Origin of the sequence: Enterobacter sp. 61D5, assembly GCF_034107965.1 — a bacterium.
In the GTDB taxonomy this organism is placed as follows: Bacteria; Pseudomonadota; Gammaproteobacteria; order Enterobacterales; family Enterobacteriaceae; genus Enterobacter; species Enterobacter cloacae_M.
This window is the reverse complement of the sequence record NZ_JAWNFK010000006.1, coordinates 453,365-471,475: the sequence shown is the minus strand read 5'-3', so window position 1 is coordinate 471,475 and position 18,111 is coordinate 453,365. Positions and strand designations below refer to the sequence as shown.

13 protein-coding genes are annotated in these 18,111 nt (G+C 57.3%); 4 read left to right on the top strand and 9 right to left on the bottom strand.

Features of this window, described 5'->3' with window-relative positions:
* Positions 1 to 40: 40 nt before the first annotated feature.
* On the bottom strand, positions 41 to 646 hold the full coding sequence (gene azoR, locus UTM25_RS07325) for an FMN-dependent NADH-azoreductase (protein WP_008502313.1): 606 nt from the start codon (positions 644 to 646) through the stop codon (positions 41 to 43).
* 205 nt (positions 647 to 851) lie between these two features.
* Here azoR and hrpA point away from each other — a divergent pair, with 205 nt between their 5' ends.
* Complete coding sequence (gene hrpA / locus UTM25_RS07320; protein ID WP_194399169.1) at positions 852 to 4,754, top strand: ATP-dependent RNA helicase HrpA; 3,903 nt, start codon at positions 852 to 854, stop codon at positions 4,752 to 4,754.
* Positions 4,755 to 4,825: 71 nt separating this feature from the next.
* Here hrpA and UTM25_RS07315 read toward each other — a convergent pair whose 3' ends face one another.
* From UTM25_RS07315 to UTM25_RS07295, 5 genes are all read right to left on the bottom strand, one after another.
* Positions 4,826 to 5,485 (bottom strand): O-methyltransferase, encoded by a 660-nt coding sequence (locus UTM25_RS07315; RefSeq protein WP_194399170.1) that lies wholly within the window; start codon positions 5,483 to 5,485, stop codon positions 4,826 to 4,828.
* A 75-nt stretch (positions 5,486 to 5,560) separates the two neighbouring features.
* Positions 5,561 to 6,940, bottom strand: coding sequence for an efflux transporter outer membrane subunit (locus UTM25_RS07310; protein WP_194399171.1), 1,380 nt, complete (start codon positions 6,938 to 6,940; stop codon positions 5,561 to 5,563).
* Positions 6,937 to 8,019, bottom strand: coding sequence for an HlyD family secretion protein (locus UTM25_RS07305; protein WP_320714547.1), 1,083 nt, complete (start codon positions 8,017 to 8,019; stop codon positions 6,937 to 6,939). Before UTM25_RS07305 ends, UTM25_RS07310 begins: the two co-directional genes overlap by 4 nt.
* A gap of 22 nt (positions 8,020 to 8,041) precedes the next feature.
* Complete coding sequence (locus UTM25_RS07300; RefSeq protein ID WP_194399173.1) at positions 8,042 to 9,694, bottom strand: MFS transporter; 1,653 nt, start codon at positions 9,692 to 9,694, stop codon at positions 8,042 to 8,044.
* A 158-nt stretch (positions 9,695 to 9,852) separates the two neighbouring features.
* Positions 9,853 to 11,172, bottom strand: coding sequence for an MFS transporter (locus tag UTM25_RS07295; RefSeq protein ID WP_194399174.1), 1,320 nt, complete (start codon positions 11,170 to 11,172; stop codon positions 9,853 to 9,855).
* 390 nt (positions 11,173 to 11,562) lie between these two features.
* On the opposite strand from UTM25_RS07295, the gene UTM25_RS07290 reads away from it, so the two are divergent.
* Entirely contained in the window at positions 11,563 to 12,366 is an 804-nt protein-coding gene (locus UTM25_RS07290) for a YdcF family protein (protein WP_194399175.1), read from the top strand.
* A gap of 42 nt (positions 12,367 to 12,408) precedes the next feature.
* Here UTM25_RS07290 and gap read toward each other — a convergent pair whose 3' ends face one another.
* A complete protein-coding gene (gene gap / locus UTM25_RS07285; RefSeq protein ID WP_029740556.1) occupies positions 12,409 to 13,410 on the bottom strand; it encodes a type I glyceraldehyde-3-phosphate dehydrogenase in 1,002 nt (333 codons plus the stop codon).
* 189 nt (positions 13,411 to 13,599) lie between these two features.
* Between gap and cybB the strand changes: the two genes are divergently transcribed.
* Positions 13,600 to 14,130 carry a cytochrome b561 gene (gene cybB / locus UTM25_RS07280; RefSeq protein WP_047061828.1) on the top strand — a complete coding sequence of 177 codons (531 nt, stop codon included), beginning with the start codon at positions 13,600 to 13,602 and terminating at the stop codon, positions 14,128 to 14,130.
* Between the two features lie 44 nt (positions 14,131 to 14,174).
* Here the strand turns inward: cybB and UTM25_RS07275 are convergent, their stop codons facing one another.
* On the bottom strand, positions 14,175 to 15,242 hold the full coding sequence (locus tag UTM25_RS07275; protein WP_194399176.1) for an oxidoreductase: 1,068 nt from the start codon (positions 15,240 to 15,242) through the stop codon (positions 14,175 to 14,177).
* A 13-nt stretch (positions 15,243 to 15,255) separates the two neighbouring features.
* Positions 15,256 to 15,999 carry a DeoR/GlpR family DNA-binding transcription regulator gene (locus tag UTM25_RS07270; protein WP_023311644.1) on the bottom strand — a complete coding sequence of 248 codons (744 nt, stop codon included), beginning with the start codon at positions 15,997 to 15,999 and terminating at the stop codon, positions 15,256 to 15,258.
* Between the two features lie 739 nt (positions 16,000 to 16,738).
* Between UTM25_RS07270 and UTM25_RS07265 the strand changes: the two genes are divergently transcribed.
* A complete protein-coding gene (locus tag UTM25_RS07265) occupies positions 16,739 to 18,076 on the top strand; it encodes a TolC family outer membrane protein (protein ID WP_194399177.1) in 1,338 nt (445 codons plus the stop codon).
* Positions 18,077 to 18,111 lie beyond the last annotated feature (35 nt).

The following is an 18,111-nucleotide window of genomic DNA, read 5'->3' as shown; positions in this document are numbered from 1 at the left end:
AAAGAAAAACCCTCCCACCAGGCGGTGAGAGGGTGAAGTCTTAGGCTGCTACCAGGCTGTCGATGGCGGCTTTCGCGTCGGTCTGCGCTTTGGTCGCCACTTCCGGACCGTAAGCGATACCTTCAGCGAACACGAAGTTCACGTCGGTGATGCCGATGAAGCCCAGGAACAGGCTCAGGTACGGCGCAACCAGGTCGGTCGGGGTGTCTTTATGGATACCGCCACGGCTGGTCAGTACGATCGCACGTTTACCTTTCACCAGGCCTTCAGGGCCGTTCTCGGTGTAACGGAAGGTTACGCCAGCGCGCGCCACCAGGTCGAAGTAGTTCTTCAGCTGGGTAGGGATGTTGAAGTTGTACATTGGGGCGTTGATGACGATAACGTCGTGCGCCTGCAGTTCAGCAATCAGCTCGTCGGACAGGGCCAGGGCTTCCTGCTGACGTGGAGACAGCGGTGCATCGCTTGGGCGCAGCGCGCCAACCAGCTCGCCGTCCAGCACAGGAATTGGGTTTGCAGCCAGGTCACGCACGGTGATTTCGTCAGCGGAATGCTGTTCACGCCACTGTTCAACGAAGTAATCAGACAGCTGACCAGACTGAGAGTACCCTGCCAGAATACTGGATTTCAAAACTAATACTTTGCTCATGGGTGATTCCTGTTTTTGCATTTGATTGAAGGGGGTTGCCCCGTTGCTTGTTGACACTCTATTCACAATCCTGTCGCAGGGATAGCGCAATATATCGAAGCCTATGTTCGAATTTTTTGAATAAGGCGCTAAAAGCGCTGATGTGGTACTCTATATCAATCATTAAAAAGAGATTTTACCCGGCAGAGCACTGCCCACTATCGCTATGACAGAACAACAAAAAATCACCTTCCCGATGCTCCTGCAGCAGCTTGATTCTCTGATGCTGCGCGATAAGCAGCGCTTTGCGCGCCGTCTGCACGGCGTGAAGAAGGTTAAAAATCCTGATGCACAACAGGCCATTTACCAGGAGATGGCGAAAGAGATTGACCAGGCGGCAGGGAAAGTTGTGCTGCGCGAAGCCGCACGTCCGGCGATTACCTACCCGGAAAACCTGCCCGTCAGCCAGAAAAAACAGGACATCCTTGAGGCTGTACGCGACCACCAGGTGGTGATCGTCGCGGGCGAAACCGGTTCGGGAAAAACCACCCAGCTGCCGAAAATCTGTATGGAGCTGGGACGCGGCCTGAAAGGGCTGATTGGCCACACCCAGCCGCGTCGGCTGGCGGCGCGTACCGTGGCGAACCGTATTGCCGAAGAGCTGCAGACCGAGCCGGGCGGCTGCATCGGTTACAAGGTGCGATTCAGCGACCACGTCAGCGATAACACCATGGTGAAGCTGATGACCGACGGTATTCTGCTGGCGGAAATCCAGCAGGATCGTCTGCTGATGCAGTACGACACCATCATCATCGACGAAGCGCACGAGCGCAGCCTGAACATCGACTTCCTGCTTGGCTACCTGAAAGAGCTTCTGCCGCGTCGCCCGGATCTGAAAATCATCATCACCTCCGCGACCATTGACCCGGAGCGCTTCTCGAAGCATTTCAACAATGCGCCTATTATCGAGGTGTCAGGACGCACGTACCCTGTGGAAGTGCGCTATCGCCCGATTGTGGAAGAGGCGGACGATACCGAGCGCGACCAGCTGCAGGCCATCTTCGACGCCGTTGACGAGCTGGGCAACGAAAGCGCGGGCGATATCCTGATCTTCATGAGCGGCGAGCGCGAAATCCGCGACACCGCCGATGCGCTCAGCAAGCGCGACCTGCGCCACACCGAGATCCTGCCGCTGTACGCGCGCCTGTCAAACAGCGAGCAGAACCGCGTATTCCAGCCGCACGGCGGGCGCCGCATCGTCCTGGCGACCAACGTGGCGGAAACCTCGCTGACCGTACCGGGGATCAAATACGTGATCGACCCGGGCACGGCGCGCATCAGCCGATACAGCTACCGCACCAAGGTCCAGCGGCTGCCGATTGAGCCGGTCTCCCAGGCGTCCGCTAACCAGCGTAAGGGCCGCTGCGGCCGCGTGTCGGAAGGGATCTGTATTCGTCTCTATTCCGAAGACGATTTCCTGTCGCGCCCGGAATTCACCGATCCGGAAATTCTGCGCACCAACCTGGCGTCCGTTATCCTGCAGATGACCGCGCTGGGGCTGGGCGACATCGCGGCGTTCCCGTTCGTCGAAGCGCCGGACAAACGCAACATTCAGGACGGCGTGCGTCTGCTGGAAGAGCTCGGCGCCATTACCACCGACGAGCAGGCGACGGTCTACAAGCTGACGCCGCTGGGCCGCCAGCTCAGCCAGCTGCCGGTGGATCCGCGTCTGGCCCGTATGGTGCTGGAAGCGCAGAAGCACGGCTGCGTGCGCGAGGCGATGATCATTACCTCGGCGCTCTCCATTCAGGATCCGCGCGAGCGTCCGATGGACAAGCAGCAGGCGTCTGATGAAAAGCACCGTCGCTTCCACGACAAAGAGTCCGATTTCCTCGCCTTCGTAAACCTGTGGAACTATCTCGGCGAGCAGCAGAAAGCGCTCTCCTCGAACCAGTTCCGCCGCCAGTGCCGCGTGGATTTCCTCAACTACCTGCGCGTGCGCGAGTGGCAGGATATCTACACCCAGCTGCGCCAGGTGGTGAAAGAGCTGGGCATTCCGGTCAACAGCGAGCCGGCGGAGTACCGCGAGATTCATATCGCGCTGCTGACCGGCCTGCTGTCCCACATTGGGATGAAGGACGCCGAAAAGCAGGAGTATACCGGCGCGCGTAACGCCCGTTTCTCCATCTTCCCGGGTTCCGGCCTGTTCAGGAAGCCGCCGAAATGGACCATGGTTGCCGAGCTGGTGGAAACCAGCCGCCTGTGGGGGCGCATTGCCGCGCGCATCGATCCGGAATGGGTGGAGCCGGTGGCCCAGCACCTGCTGAAACGCTCTTACAGTGAACCGCACTGGGAGCGTGCGCAGGGCGCGGTGATGGCGACCGAGAAAGTGACCGTTTACGGCCTGCCGGTAGTTGCCGCGCGTAAGGTTAACTACAGCCAGATTGACCCGGCGCTCAGCCGCGAGCTGTTTATCCGCCACGCGCTGGTGGAGGGTGACTGGCAGACGCGCCATGCGTTCTTCCGCGAAAACCTGAAGCTGCGGGCAGAAGTGGAGGAGCTTGAGCACAAGTCGCGCCGCCGCGACATTCTGGTGGACGATGAGGCGCTGTTTGAGTTTTACGACCAGCGCATCAGCCACGATGTCATATCCGCTCGCCATTTCGACAGCTGGTGGAAGAAGGCCAGCAAAGAGACGCCGGACCTGCTCAACTTTGAAAAGAGCATGCTGATTAAAGAGGGGGCAGAGTCGGTCAGCAAGCTCGACTACCCGAACTTCTGGCATCAGGGCAACCTCAAGCTGCGTCTGACGTATCAGTTTGAACCGGGTGCCGACGCGGATGGCGTGACCGTTCATATTCCGCTGCCGCTGTTAAACCAGCTTGACGAGAGCGGGTTCGAGTGGCAAATCCCCGGCCTGCGCCGCGAGCTGGTGATTGCGCTGATCAAATCCCTGCCGAAACCGGTGCGCCGTAACTTTGTGCCTGCGCCAAACTATGCGGAAGCGTTTTTAGGCCGCGTTACGCCGCTGGAGCTGCCGCTGCTGGACGCTCTGGAGCGTGAATTCCGCCGCATGACCGGCACCACCATCGACCGCGATGACTGGAACTGGGATCAGGTGCCCGATCACCTGAAAATCAGCTTCCGCGTGGTGGATGATAAAAACAAAAAGCTGCTGGAAGGGCGTTCGCTGAGCGAGCTGAAAGAGGCGCTGAAAGGCAAAGTTCAGGAAACGCTGTCTGCGGTGGCGGACGACGGTATCGAGCAGAGCGGGCTGCATATCTGGAGCTTTGGTCAGCTTCCGGAAAGCTACGAACAGAAGCGCGGTAATTATAAGGTCAAAGCCTGGCCGGCGCTTGTGGACGAGCGCGACAGCGTGGCGATCAAACTGTTTGATAATCCGCAGGAACAGCAGCAGATGATGTGGCGCGGGCTGCGTCGCCTGCTGCTGCTCAACATCCCGTCGCCGATCAAGTATCTGCACGAGAAGCTGCCGAACAAGGCCAAGCTCGGGCTGTACTTTAACCCGTACGGCAAGGTGCTGGATCTGATTGACGACTGCATCTCCTGCGGCGTGGACAAGCTGATCCACGAGGCGGGCGGTCCGGTCTGGACGGAAGAGGGCTTTGCTCAGCTCCATGAAAAGGTGCGCGCGGAGCTGAACGACACCGTGGTGGAGATTGCCAAACAGGTCGAGCAGATCCTTACCGCCGTATTCAATATCAACAAGCGCCTGAAGGGGCGCGTGGATATGACCATGGCGCTGGGGCTGTCGGACGTGAAGGCGCAGATGGCGGGGCTGGTCTATCGCGGCTTTGTCACCGGCAACGGCTTTAAGCGTCTGGGCGATACGCTGCGCTATCTTCAGGCGATTGAAAAACGTCTGGAAAAAATGGCTATCGACCCGCACCGCGATCGCGCGCAGATGCTGAAAGTGGAGAGCGTGCAGCAGGCGTGGCAGCAGTGGCTAAACAAGCTGCCGCCGGCGCGCCGCGACGATGAAGACGTTCAGGCGATCCGCTGGATGATAGAGGAGCTGCGCGTCAGCTTCTTTGCCCAGCAGCTCGGTACGCCGTATCCGATTTCGGATAAGCGTATTTTGCAGGCGATGGAGCAGATTTCCGCTTAAAACCCTTGCCCGGTTTTCTCCCTCTCCCTGTGGGAGAGGACCGGGGTGAGGGCATCAGCCCGCACGTTTTTTCACCCGTTCACTATTGCCAGCGTAAATCCATCCCATCCTTTAACCCCCACCGTTTGCAGCGCGGTGGCGGTTAGGCGCGGGTTATCCCCAATCATTTCGATAAAACGCCGCACCCCCAGCACGCGCGCGTCGTCGCTTTGCCCGTTAATCACTTCGCCGTCGCGCACCACGTTATCGCCGATAATCACCGTACCCGGGTGGGAGTAGTGCAGCGCCCACTCCAGATAGCCGGGATTGTTTGGCTTATCGGCATCAATAAAGATCAGGTCGAACGGCGGAACGTCACCGAAATTCTCCAGCGAGCTCAGCGCCGGGCCTTCAATAAGTTCAATGCGATCGCTCAGCCCCGCGAGGTGAATATTCTGGCGGGCCACATCGGCATGCGTCGGGTCAGCCTCGAGCGTAATCAGCTTTCCGTCCGGCGGCAGGGCGCGCGCCATCCAGATTGAGCTATAGGCGCCCAGCGTACCGATCTCAAGAATGCGTCTTGCCTGGGTCATACGCACGAACAGCGCCAGCAGTTGCCCCTGATTGGCCGCAACATCGTGTTCGGGTAGCCCGGCGCGCTTGTTGTTTTCCAGTACCTGATGAAGCACGTCATCGTCAGGGATCAGCGAAGAAATCATGTAATTATCTACTGCAGGCCATTGTTGATGCATAGATTGACTCCTTGGATTTTTCTCCCTCTCCCTGTGGGAGAGGGTTGGGGTGAGGGCATTAGCGCGCAAGGCGGTTCACGCGCTCTTCCAGCCGCCGCCCAGCGCCCTGTACAAATCGATCTGCGCCAGCAGCAGGTTATTTTTCACCTGCACCACGCTGGTCTGCACCGAGTACAGCGTGCGCTGGGCGTCCAGCACGTCCAGATAGGAGGAGTAGCCGTTGCGATTGCGGTTCTGCGCAATGCGCAGCGTCTCCTGCGCCACCTCCTGCTGGGCAAGCAGCTCCGTCAGCTGTTGCTGATAGCGCGTAATAGCATCAAGGCTGTTGTTCACTTCGGCAAACGCGTTACGCACGGTTTTTTCATAGGCGTACAGCGCCTGATTACGCTGGGACTGGGAAATATCCACCTGCGCATTCAGCGCCTGGCGGTTCAGCAGCGGGGCGAGAATACTGCCCCCGACGCTCCAGAGCTGAAGCGGGTTGTCCAGCAGGCCGGACAGGGTGCGATCCTGTATCGATCCTGTTGCGGTCAGGTTGAACGACGGCAGCAGGCTCGCGCGCGACGCGGCAAGCGAGGCGTCAGCCGCAACCAGCTGGCGTTCGGCCTGAACGATATCCGGCCGACGGTTCAGGAGCGTAGAAGGCAGCTGTGACGGCAGCGTCAGCGGCGTCAGCGTCTCAAAGCTTTCGCTGCGCGCTACCGCGCCGGGATTGCTTCCCAGCAGCAGGCTGAGGGCGTTCTCCTGCTGTGCAATCTGATGCTGCAGCACGGGAACCTGCGCTCGCGTTGAGCGGAGTTCGGAATCCGACTGCATCAGCTCCAGACGCGAGCTGTAGCCCGTCTCAAACTGACGTTTCGCGAGGTTAAATGCCTCTTCGCGCGATTTCAGCGTGGATTCGGTCACCCGCAGCTGTTCGTCAAGCGAGAGCAGGGTGACATACCCGGACGCAACGGAAGACGCGACGGTCAAATCCGCGGCGGCAGCGGCGGCTTTTTGCGCCGCCAGCGAGGCTTCGGCGGCATTGGCCGTGCTGCGGTTAACGCCCCAGATATCCACATCGTAGCTCGCCGTCAGGCTACCTCTGTACAGCGTGCCGTAGACCGGCAGCCCGGTCGCGGCGGATTGCGAACGGGCGCGCGTCCCCGTTACGCCCGCGTCAAGCGACGGAAACAGGCTGCCGTCGGCCGCAAAGGCCCGCGCCTGATACTCGTTAATTCGTTCGCGGGCGATCAGCACGTCGCTGTTGTTTTTAAGCGCCTGGTCCACGTAGCGGTTGAGGTTATTGTCGTGGAAATTGCGCCACCAGAGCTGCTCCGCCGGGCTGGCAGGGCCGGAATCGGCGCGCCACTGGGTGGGGATGTGCAGCGTCGGCTGCGCCGGTTTTACGTCGACGGACTGGCATCCGGCCAGCGTCACCGCCAGTACCAGACCGGCAATCGGGCGAAGGGTCATTGTTTGCCCTCCCGCGTATCAATGGTCACCTGCACCGACATGCCCGGACGCAGCAGGGCGGACTCCTCAGGCTTGCCGAGCACCTCGATGCGCACCGGAATACGCTGGGCGATTTTGACAAAGTTGCCGGTGGCGTTGTCCGGCGTGATGGCGCTGAATTCAACTCCGGTTGCCGGCGAGATGCTCTCCACTCGGCCCTGATACGATTTGTTGTTCAGGGCATCGACGGTGAATTTGACAGGCTGACCAACGCGCAGCTCCTCGAGCTGGGTCTCTTTAATATTGGCAATGACCCAGTGCTGCGGAGGCACAAGGGTGGTGAGGTGGGTCCCTGCGGTTACGTACGCCCCGAGACGCACGGCAATCTGGCCGAGTTGGCCGTCGCGCGGGGCGGTAATTCGGGTGTTTTGCAGGTCAATTTGCGCCAGCTCCAGCGCCGCTTTCGCATTTTCGACATCCGCCTCCAGCGCGCCGCGGTTCACAATTACCGTCTGCAGATCCTGACGCGACATCTCAAGCAAGGCTTTGGCCTGCTCGATGTCGGCGCTGCCCTGGGCCGCGCTGGCCAGCGCCGCGTCGCGCTCGCGAATGGAAAGCGATCCGTCAGCCGTCAAATCCTTCACCCGCTTTAAATCCGCCTGGGTTTTCAGGCTCTGGGCGCGGGCATTTTTCAGCGCCGCGTCGTTTTTGGCGATCGTCGCTTCGGCGCTTTTACGCTGCTGCAGGTTGTTATTGAGCGCGGCAGTTTTCATCGCCAGCTGTGCCTCGGCCTGATGCACGCGCTGACGATAGATGCGGTCATCAATCTGCAGCAGCAGGTCGCCTTTTTTAACCTGCACAAAGTCCTGAACCTTCACCTCGGTGATATAGCCATTCACCTGAGGACTTATGAACGTCGTCTGACCGCGCACGTAGGCGTTGTCGGTAAACTGCGCGTGGCGGGTGAACGGCGGCAGCTGCCATGCGTAAAGGATCACCAGTACGCCGACAATACCGATGGCAGCGGCGGTGAAAACGGAAACAATGCGCACATTTTTGCGGGTGTTGGCCTGCTCTTTGGCGGCATCCTGCTGACTCATAAACTCTCCAGAAATATTTTAATTATTTGTTGCCGGTGGCGTTCTTAAGCGCCATACGGGCAGTGATGCGCAGGCGCAGCAAGCGCCATAAAATCCAGACCAGCGTGGCGGCAGCGATGCCCGCCGTCAGCAGATAAGTATCGTTGTAAGCCAGAATATTCGCCTCAAGCGTCGTCACCGTTTGCAGCTGCGTTATCGCCTGCGTTCCCAGCAGCGAACTGTCGCCAATCAGGCTCCGGTACATCTGGGTGTAAAGCTGGATACGCTCGTTGACCAGCGGATTGAGCGTGGTGAGCTGGTCCGCCAGCAGGCTGGAGTGGTACTTCTCGCGCCAGGTCTGGAAGGTTCCGAGGATCGCGGAGCCCAGCAGGCCGCCGAGGTTCTGACTCATGCCGAACATCACCGAGAAGCTGACCAGGTTGCGCGGGTCGGCGATCACGCCGCCAATGGCGGCCAGCATAGCGGGCGCCAGGAAAAAGGCGCTGCCGAAGCCCAGCAGAAACTGGCTTAGCATCAGCTGATCCGGCCGGGTCAGGTTGTTGGACTGGCTGTCCAGCAGCGAGGCAACAATCATCAGCGCCAGGGAGGTGATGATTGGCCACGCCAGTTTGGTCGGCTTAATCGTGAGGCAGCTGGTGACAATCCCGCAGACGATCCCGGCGAAAATGGACCACGCCAGGTGGGTCATCTGCTCGTTCTGCAACCCCACGTACTGCAGCCAGCCGATGACTCCGGTGTTTTGCTCTGCCAGCACGATACGGATCAGCAGCATGATCAGCCCCAGACGGACGATGCTGCCGCTCGACAGCCAGCGGGTGTTCAGCAGCGGGTTGGTGCGGTTATGTTCAAAGACGATGGCGGCCACAATCAGCACCAGCGATAGCGCCAGCGACCAGCCGATCCACGGCGCCTCGAACCACCAGTCAAGGCGGCCCAACGAGAGCACGGCGCAGAGCAGGGCCATTCCGGGGGCCATTAAAAAGAAGGTGATGAAGTCTTTCTTCTCAAAGACCTTGCGCCTGTCGCCCGGCGGCAGTTTTAAGGCTATCACGCAGGCCAGGGAGATCAGCGCCAGCCCGAGCTCGAAGAAATAGAGCCCGCGCCACTCGTCCAGCTGCAGCAGTTCGGTGGAAAACAGGCGGGCCAGAGGGATGGCGAGCGACGACCCGGTAATCCCGATGGTGAGCGCCTTCAGGCGGTGCTTCGCAGGCCAGGCCTGGATCTGATAGTAAATCCCCAGCGAGCTGAGCGCGGCGGCCACCATCCCGTGCGCGGCGCGCACCATCAGCGCCGAGCTGAGATCGTTAACGAACAGGTGGAAAAAGGTCACCAGCACGTACAGCACCAGAAAACCTTCCGTGAAGGCGCGCAGACCGTACTGCTGGCGGAACTTGACCAGCAGCAGGTTGATAGAGATGTTGGTCATGACGTAGACCGCGGGCAGCCAGGCGATTTCGGTCGACCAGGCCCCGAAGGTGCCCTGCAGATTTTGCAGGTTGGCGGTCACCACCGCATTTCCCAGCGCCCCCGTCAGGCACACCAGCAGGCCAACGACGCCGTAGGCAATCCGTTTTGGCGTACTGTGCTCAGGTGTGGAAGGCGAACCCAGCAGGGCGGGTTTCTCATGTGGCTGCCACTCGCGAGGAGCATAAGGGTCGCGTTCGGGCAGGCGCATAACGTCATTTACCTTAGAAATAATTGAATAATTAGCGTGCTAGCGTTTCCACGTCTGCCGCAAATGATAATTCAAGTGAATATGATTTACGCATGTTAATCAAATGTAGAAGGGAAGTTTAAGGAAAAAGAGCGGCCCGAAAGTCGGGCCGACAACGATCAGAGATGTTCGGGCTGTGCCTGCAGAGGGGATGTTCGCTTAACGCGGCTGGCGCAGAAAATCGCAATTAGGGAAATGGCTACCGTGACGGCAAGATACCAGGCCACCGGAACCCAGTCGCCGTCATATTTCGCCAGCAGTCCGGTGGCAATCAGCGGCGCGGTACCGCCTGCCAGCGCGGCACCCAGCTGATAACCGAGCGTAATGCCGGTGTAGCGTACGTTTGCACTAAAAATTTCAGAGCACAGCGTGCCGAGTACCGCCGTTACCGGTGCCCACAGCACGCCAAAGGCGATGACCGTCGCAAGCACAATGCCCCAGGTTGTTCCGGTATTGAGCAGCATAAACCACGGCACGATAAACAAACCCAGGATGAAGACGCTCGCGGCATACATGCGTTGACGGCCAATTTTATCCGAGAGCATCCCCATTAACGGGATCATCACCGTGGCCACCAGGGCTCCCAGCGTCACGGCTTCCAGCGCCTGAGACTTTTGATACGTCAGCGTCGTGGTGGCATAGCTCACGACAAACGTCGAGAAGATGTAGAACGGTGCGGTTTCTACCACCTTCAGACCGGCGGCAATCAATACTTCGCGCCAGTGGTGTTTCAGGGTATCGCGCAGAGGCGCTTTCGCCACCTGGCCCGATTGTTTTACCTTCTTGAAATCAGGCGTCTCGTCGATGTCCTTACGGATCCACAGGCCAAGCAACACCAGAACCGAGCTCAGCAGGAACGGGATGCGCCAGCCCCAGGAGAGGAAATCCTCCTCGCTGAAAAGCGTCATCAGCGAAACGATAAAGGTTGCCATTAGCATACCGATGGTGACGCCCGCCTGCGGAATACTGCCGAAGAAGCCTTTACGTTTTTCGGGCGCGTATTCATAGGCCAGCAGCAGCGCGCCGCCCCATTCACCGCCTATGCCCATCCCCTGAATGATACGCATCAGGATCAGCAGAGCGGGCGCCCACAGGCCAATCATTTCATACGTGGGCAGCAGACCGATCATGACGGTTGCACCTCCCATCAGAGAGAGGGTGAGAACGAGGGTTTTTTTACGTCCGATGCGGTCGCCGATATGGGCGAAAAGTACCCCGCCAATGGGGCGAATGAAAAAGGTTAATGAGAACGAGAGATAAGAGAGGATGAGCCCGATAACCGGATCGACCATCGGGAAAAAGATCTTATTGAAGACCAGCGCGGCCGCCGTACCGTAGAGAAAATAGTCAAACCATTCAATGGCGCTCCCGGTAAGGCTGGCGATTAACACCTTCTTATTTTTTCGTAATACCGTCGTCGTACTTTCATGTTCTGTCATGACCTGAAACCCCGCCACGTTGATGATGTATGAGGTGTCACCTGGCGCGCTTCAGGTGCAACCTGTGATGATGAAAAAAGGTTGTGAAGTTGTTAAGCAACTTAGGGTTGTATGTTGTATTTGGCAAGCTAACGGGGGATGATACTGGTCAGATCACGGTGAAATATGCAGCGTTGAGTGCTTTTGCAGAGAGCATGTGCAACAGGATGTTTTGTATGATGGAAAACCAAAAGCATAATATGCAGGTGCAACCCGATTGTTTTTGGATGTTTCTGGTTATTTCAGAAAAATGACAATTTGGGCGATAAAAAAACGTCTGGTTTCAGAGCCCGCCTCTGCGTTATCGGTAAGAAGCCGCTACCCTGAAGAGACATAAATGAGGAGTTCACCATGGTTCAGCCCCATTTTCCCATCCTGCCGGATGCCACGCTGGCGGCCATCAATACTGTCGGTGAATGGCTGGCGCAGGATGACCTGAGCGGCAGCCGCCAGTCCCCGGACGTCGATGCGGTGATCCTGGCCGGGAACGCGGTAATCCCGACCATTGAGGCGGCCTGCCGTATTGCCGCGCAGCGAGAAATCCCGCTCCTGATTAGCGGCGGTATTGGTCATTCAACCGCGTTTTTATATTCAGCTATTGGCAGTCATCCGCGTTATCACACCTTACAGGTCGAAGGGCGGGCCGAAGCGAGCATTCTTGCCGACATTGCGCGGGAGTTCTGGCAGATCCCCGATGCGCGCCTGTGGATTGAGGATCGCTCCACCAACTGCGGTGAGAACGCGCGTTTTAGCTGGAATATGCTGAAACAGCATCAGCGAGCGACCGGGCGGATGCTGGTGGTGCAGGATCCGACGATGCAGCGCCGAACGATGGCGACGTTTGCCCGCGTTTGCCAGGATGAACCCGCGTCACCGCAGTGGAAAAGCCACCCAGGGATTACGCCGATACTGCATAACGGCAAAGAGGGCGTGGAGTTTAGCGAGGGCAACAGCGGACTGTGGCCCGTTGACCGCTACCTTTCACTGGTTCTGGGGGAGCTGCCCCGTTTGTATGATGACGTTAACGGCTATGGCCCGGCCGGGCGGGATTTTATCGCGCACGTTGAATTCCCAGATGCGGTGGTTGCCGCGTGGAAAAAGCTGCAGCAGGATCCGGTCCTCGCGGATGCGTTGTCCAGGCGCTCGCTTCTCTGAATATTCAGTAAACACCCCTCTCTGGAGAGAGGGGGGAACATATTACAGCGCCGCAAACTTATCCAGCGTCCGCACCAGCTGCGTCACGAAACCATATTCATTGTCATACCACGCTACCGCTTTCACCAGCTGTAGCTCTCCCGCTTCTGACACCTCCGTCTGCGTGGCGTCAAACACCGAACCGTAATGCGAGCCAATCACATCGGACGACACAATCTCTTCGTCGGTATACCCGAACGATTTATTGCCCTGCGTCGCCTTTTTCAGCGCGGCGTTGATCTCCTCAACGGTGACTTTCTTGCCCAGAATCGCCACCAGCTCGGTGACCGAACCCGTTTTTACCGGCACGCGCTGCGCGTGGCCCTTCAGCTTGCCGCTGAGCGCCGGGATCACCAGACCGATGGCCTTTGCGGCACCTGTGGTGTGGGGAATGATATTCTCTGCCGCCGCCCGTGAGGCGCGAAGGTCTTTCCCGCGCGGGCCATCCACCAGCGCCTGCGTACCGGTATAGGCATGAATGGTGGTCATGGTGCCCACTTTTATTTCAAACGCATCGTTCAGGGCTTTCGCCAGCGGGGCGAGGCAGTTGGTGGTGCAGGATGCGACGGAAATAATGGTGTCACTGGCGTCAATGGTGTCGTCATTCACGCTGTAGACGATGGTTTTCATCTCGCCCGCAGGCGCAGAGATCAGCACTTTCTTCGCGCCGGCGTCCAGGTGCGCCCGTGATTTCTCTTCAGAGGTATAAAAGCCGGTGCACTCCACGACGATATCCACGCCTGCGGCTTTCCACGGAATGTGCTTCGCCTCTTTTTCGGCGTACACCGCAATGGTTTTTCCGTCCACAATCAGCGCATCCTCGGTGAAATCCACGCTCCACGGGAAGCCGCCATAGTTGGAATCATGCCTGAGCAGGTAGGCCAGCACTTTCGGTGAGGTGAGGTCGTTGATGGCGACGACGGTATTGCTGTCCTGGGTTTCAAGAAGGCGGCGCAGTACAAGGCGCCCAATGCGTCCAAAGCCGTTAATGCCAATTTTACTCATGGTGTTCTCCTGTAAACGTGTCGATGCGACAGTTTGAACTCATCCAGGCTTAGACCATCACGGGCAGGGCGGCAATTGAAGATGCTTCATGCGGGAGGAAGTATTTGAAAAACCATACAGAAAATTTAATGAATTTTTAAGGAAAGGAGATTATGTTGGCGCGATAACTGTTTTTAATCGGGAAATCACATGCGCACTAAATATACAAGCCTGCAAATCGGCATCCACTGGCTGGTGTTTCTGTTAATCATCGTCGCCTACTGCGCCATGGAGTTCAAAGGTTTCTTCCCGCGCACCGCGCGTCCAGTAATCAATATGATCCACGTTTCGTGCGGTATCAGTATCCTGGTGCTGATGGTGACGCGTCTGCTGGTTCGCCTGAAATTCCGCGCGCCGCCGATTCAGCCGAAGCCAAAAGCGATGGTAACGGGGATGTCCCACCTTGGGCACCTGGTGGTGTATCTGCTGTTTATTGCGCTGCCGCTGATTGGCATTGTGATGATGTATAACCGGGGCAGCGACTGGTTTGCTTTCGGCCTGGCGATGCCGCATGCGGCGGAGTCCAATTTCGACCTGGTTGATATGTTGAAAGAGTGGCACGAGACGCTGGCGAACCTGGGCTACTTTGTGATTGGCCTGCACGCGGCGGCGGCGCTGATGCATCACTATTTCTGGAAAGATAATACTCTTCTGCGCATGATGCCGAAAAAGCGTTCGTAGTCTTTAACGCTTGCCGGGTGGCGCAGCGCCACCCGGCTTATTTTTTAACCCAGCAGCGCACGCTCTTCAGCAGTTAGCGCCAGCGGCTGCGTTGACCCCGTCTCCGACGACTTCACCGCCGCTTCCAGCACGGCCATGACCGCCAGTGCCTCAACAGGGTGGACAGGATTGGTGATTTTCCCGAGCAGCGCATCACGTACGTTGACGTAATACTGGCGCTGATCGCCTTTCGGGGTAGGGATCGTCTGCGGTGCGCCGTCGGCCCCAAAGAACACCATGCTGTCGCCGTCTTCGCCCCAGGTTTCACTGCCGGGGATCACCCCTGCGAGCAGCTGCGCTTCCTGCTGGTCGATTCTGGCTTTCACCACGCTGCCCTTGTCCCCGTGGGCGGTAAAGCGTGCCGTACCGCCAGCAACCAGCATGCTGGCGTGCAGAATGACCTTATGCTCCGGGTAGTTTAAGACCACGTGCGCCCAGTCGTTAATTTCTGCGCCGTCGCGCAGCGTCGCGATATTCCCCTGAACCGACTGCGGCAGGCCAAAGAGCTGTAGCGTCTGGTCAATCAGGTGAGGGCCCAGATCAAACCACAGACCGCTCCCGGGGACGTTCTGCTCGCGCCAGCGCACGCGCACTTCCGGGCGGAAGCGGTCAATGTGCGATTCGAGGTGTTTAACCTTGCCGAGCGTGCCTTGCTCAATAATCTGCTTAATGCCGAGGAAATCGCTGTCCCAGCGGCGGTTGTGGAAGACGGAGAGCAGCAGCTGCTTTTCATCCGCCAGCGCAATCAGGTCGCGGGCCTCCTGCATGTCGAGGGTAAAAGGCTTATCCACGACCACGTGTTTCCCCGAGTTCAGGGCCAGCGTCGCCAGCGGGGCGTGCGTGGCGTTGGGGGAGGCAATCACCACCAGATCGATATCAGGATGCTGAATGGCCTCTTCCGGTGTCGCTACCACCTGTACGTCCGGCAGATCGCGTTTAACTTTCTCTTCATCACGAGAAGAGACCACGGCCAGCTTAATCCCGTCCACAGACTGGATCAGCGGGGCATGGAAGGTTTTACCGACAAATCCATACCCGATCAGCGCAACGTTGATTGTTTGAACTTTACTCATGACCTTCTCCACGTTAATTCGCGCACACCGTAACCTGCAGTGCGCTATGGTCCCCAAGCTCAGGCCAGGGACGATCTAAAAAGAGTTGTTGGATGCTGGATAACCCGGACACCAGATACGGCTCGCAGCGGTTAATTTTCAGGTGGTCGGCGACAATCCAGTGCGCGTGGCTTGCGTCCAGCATCGCGCGTTTAACCTCGGCATCCGCTTCTTTACCGGCGCTCAAACCGAGTTCAGCATGAATGGCGCACGCCCCAAGAATGGCGATATCTGCCCGATAACGAGACAGCAAAGACAGCGTAGCGCTTCCGGCAAACAGTCGCTGCTTGTGGTCCCATTTCCCGCCGAGCAGGATCAGCTCAATATCTTCCCGGTCGCTAAAATGCTGGGCGATATCCAGCGAGGGAGTAATGACGGTGAGCGGCCCCTGAAGAAAGGTGGCGACGGCCATCACCGTACTTCCGGCATCCAGAAACAGGGTGGAGCCCGGTGGAACCTGCTGTGCGACCTGTTTACCCAGTCGCTGTTTGGTCTCCGGCAGCAGCGTGTTGCGGCCCTGACGGTTCATGGCGGAGAGGTTGAGCGCGATGGCTCCGCCGTGGTTCTTCTGCGCAAGGCCCTGGTTTTCCAGATCGGTCAGATCCCGACGGATGGTATCCGCTGAAACCTGCAGCTTTTCGGCCAGTTCAGTGATGCTTGCCTGGCCTTGCTCGCTGAGGATATCCAGAACGTAGCGTTGACGAGCGGTTTTGTGCATGGGGGGGCATTCCTGCAAAATGTCGCAATAGTTTGCATAATACAGCATTTTGACGCAGAGAGAAGGGGAATGTCCTCAGGACGATGTGCAGCGCCGTGATGATTCAGATGGGTGATTATTAAAATTTTATTAAGCAGGTATAAGGAAGCCGTATTGAATGTTAATCACGATGTTATTGTTATGTTTTATTAAACGATTTGGGTTATGTAACCAGCGTTTAGGCATTGAGCGATGTTAAATGCTGTTTAATTAAAATTAATCAGGATTTTATTGCTTTAATTAGTTTTTTAAAAGCGTTTAATTTTAAATATATCCCATGGGCTACGTAAATTGACACTTCTTTGAAAATCTTTGTGTCTGACCCGCGCTGAAATTAACGCAAAAATGTGCATAGAACGAATTAAGAATTTTCCTTAAATAACAGTGGTTTTATATGTTTCATTTGAAACTCCATTTTCAGGGTTTTGTCCAGAAACCCCATGTTTTTTCTTATCTGTAACACCACGTTAACATTGTGGGTGTAGTGGGGTATACCGCATTTTGTTATGCTGCTAACCAGTTTAAGAAATAAGTAAATTCTTAATTGAAATAAAGCGCAGGCAGATCTCATCTCCAATGGAAATGGGTATGGGGATTATTACCTAAAATTCAGCACGGTAGCTAAATAAGATATTTGTCTAATTATCTGTACCTCTTTTTGGGTATTTGCTTGAGTATCACTCAGAGTCAGGGAGATAACATGACGATATTACGAAAGCCTATGTTACACAGATTTACAGCAGCACTGGCATTCATTTCATTAGCCATAAATACGGCTTTCGCCAATAGTAATCAGGTGGGTATTGCCCCGGTGGCAACCACAACCTTAAAAGAAAGTATTCTTTTTGCGATCGATCGCGATCCGTCAATTAGCCAGCAGGCCGCGCAATTAGGTATTGGCCAGGCACAAATAGATGAAGCGCGCAGCGGCTGGATGCCGCAAATATCGTTTAACGGGAGTACAGGGCACAGCCAGACCACCGATTCCAGCGGGTCGCTGAAGAATTCAGCCGCCTGGGGGCTGAGCCTGACGCAGTTGCTGTACGATTTTGGCAAGACCAATAACAGCATCAGCCAGTCCTCCGCCCAGCGCGATAGTTACCGCTATCAGCTGATGGGCACGCTTTCGGACGTGGCGGAAAAAACGGCGCTGAGCTATGTCGAGGTCAAACGCTATTCCGATCTGCTGCAGGCGGCAATAGATAACGTGCAGGCGCTCAAGAACGTCGAACAGCTGGCAAAGCTGCGCGCAGACGCGGGCGTGAGTTCCACCTCCGATGAGCTCCAGACCCGCACGCGTATTGCCGGCATGCAGGCGACGGTCGCGCAGTATCACGCCGCCTTAAACAGCGCGCGCGCCAGGCTTGCGGTATTAACCGGAATGCAGGCAGAGGCCTATTCGCCGGTGCCCGCGAATCTTGCCGTGGAGCCGGACTCGCTCAACCGCATCGATTATTCCCTGATACCGGCGGTGATGGCCGCGCAGAACATGGAACGCTCGGCTCAGTATGGCGTGGAAACGGCGAAGTCCCAGCACTGGCCTACGCTAAGCCTGAAGGGGGGGCGCACCCGTTATGAATCGGACAACCGTTCCTACTGGGACGACCAGATACAGCTCAATATCGACGCGCCGCTGTATCAGGGGGGCGCGGTTTCCGCTCGCGTTCGGCAGGCGGAAGGCGCACGGGCCATGGCCTCCTCTCAGGTCGATCAGGCGCGTTTCGATGTCCTGCAAAAAGCCTCCGTCGCGCAGGCTGACTGGACCGGCGCACGGGGACGAATGGAGGCGGGGAAGCAACAGCTGGAAAATGCTCTGCGGGCCCGCGATGTTTATAAAAATGAATACACCCTGAGCAAGCGGAGCATTAACGATCTGCTCAGCGTTGAGCAGGATGTCTGGCAGGCCACCTCAGCGAAAATAATCGCTGAGTATGACGGCTGGAGTTCGGCAATTAATTATGCTTCCGCGGTTGATAATTTAATGCCGCTTATTGGAATAGAGAAAAACGCTGCCGCAAAATTACCCGACTTGAGTTAATAAAAGACGCGCAGTGTTGCGCAAAGTAAGACTGA

Excerpts from the sequence above, each read along its gene's own strand:
- azoR (WP_008502313.1), bottom strand. The coding sequence starts at position 646 with ATGAGCAAAGTATTAGTTTTGAAATCCAGTATTCTGGCAGGGTACTCT.
- hrpA (WP_194399169.1), top strand. The coding sequence starts at position 852 with ATGACAGAACAACAAAAAATCACCTTCCCGATGCTCCTGCAGCAGCTT.
- UTM25_RS07315 (WP_194399170.1), bottom strand. The coding sequence starts at position 5,485 with ATGCATCAACAATGGCCTGCAGTAGATAATTACATGATTTCTTCGCTG.
- UTM25_RS07310 (WP_194399171.1), bottom strand. The coding sequence starts at position 6,940 with ATGACCCTTCGCCCGATTGCCGGTCTGGTACTGGCGGTGACGCTGGCC.
- UTM25_RS07305 (WP_320714547.1), bottom strand. The coding sequence starts at position 8,019 with ATGAGTCAGCAGGATGCCGCCAAAGAGCAGGCCAACACCCGCAAAAAT.
- UTM25_RS07300 (WP_194399173.1), bottom strand. The coding sequence starts at position 9,694 with ATGCGCCTGCCCGAACGCGACCCTTATGCTCCTCGCGAGTGGCAGCCA.
- UTM25_RS07295 (WP_194399174.1), bottom strand. The coding sequence starts at position 11,172 with ATGACAGAACATGAAAGTACGACGACGGTATTACGAAAAAATAAGAAG.
- UTM25_RS07290 (WP_194399175.1), top strand. The coding sequence starts at position 11,563 with ATGGTTCAGCCCCATTTTCCCATCCTGCCGGATGCCACGCTGGCGGCC.
- gap (WP_029740556.1), bottom strand. The coding sequence starts at position 13,410 with ATGAGTAAAATTGGCATTAACGGCTTTGGACGCATTGGGCGCCTTGTA.
- cybB (WP_047061828.1), top strand. The coding sequence starts at position 13,600 with ATGCGCACTAAATATACAAGCCTGCAAATCGGCATCCACTGGCTGGTG.
- UTM25_RS07275 (WP_194399176.1), bottom strand. The coding sequence starts at position 15,242 with ATGAGTAAAGTTCAAACAATCAACGTTGCGCTGATCGGGTATGGATTT.
- UTM25_RS07270 (WP_023311644.1), bottom strand. The coding sequence starts at position 15,999 with ATGCACAAAACCGCTCGTCAACGCTACGTTCTGGATATCCTCAGCGAG.
- UTM25_RS07265 (WP_194399177.1), top strand. The coding sequence starts at position 16,739 with ATGACGATATTACGAAAGCCTATGTTACACAGATTTACAGCAGCACTG.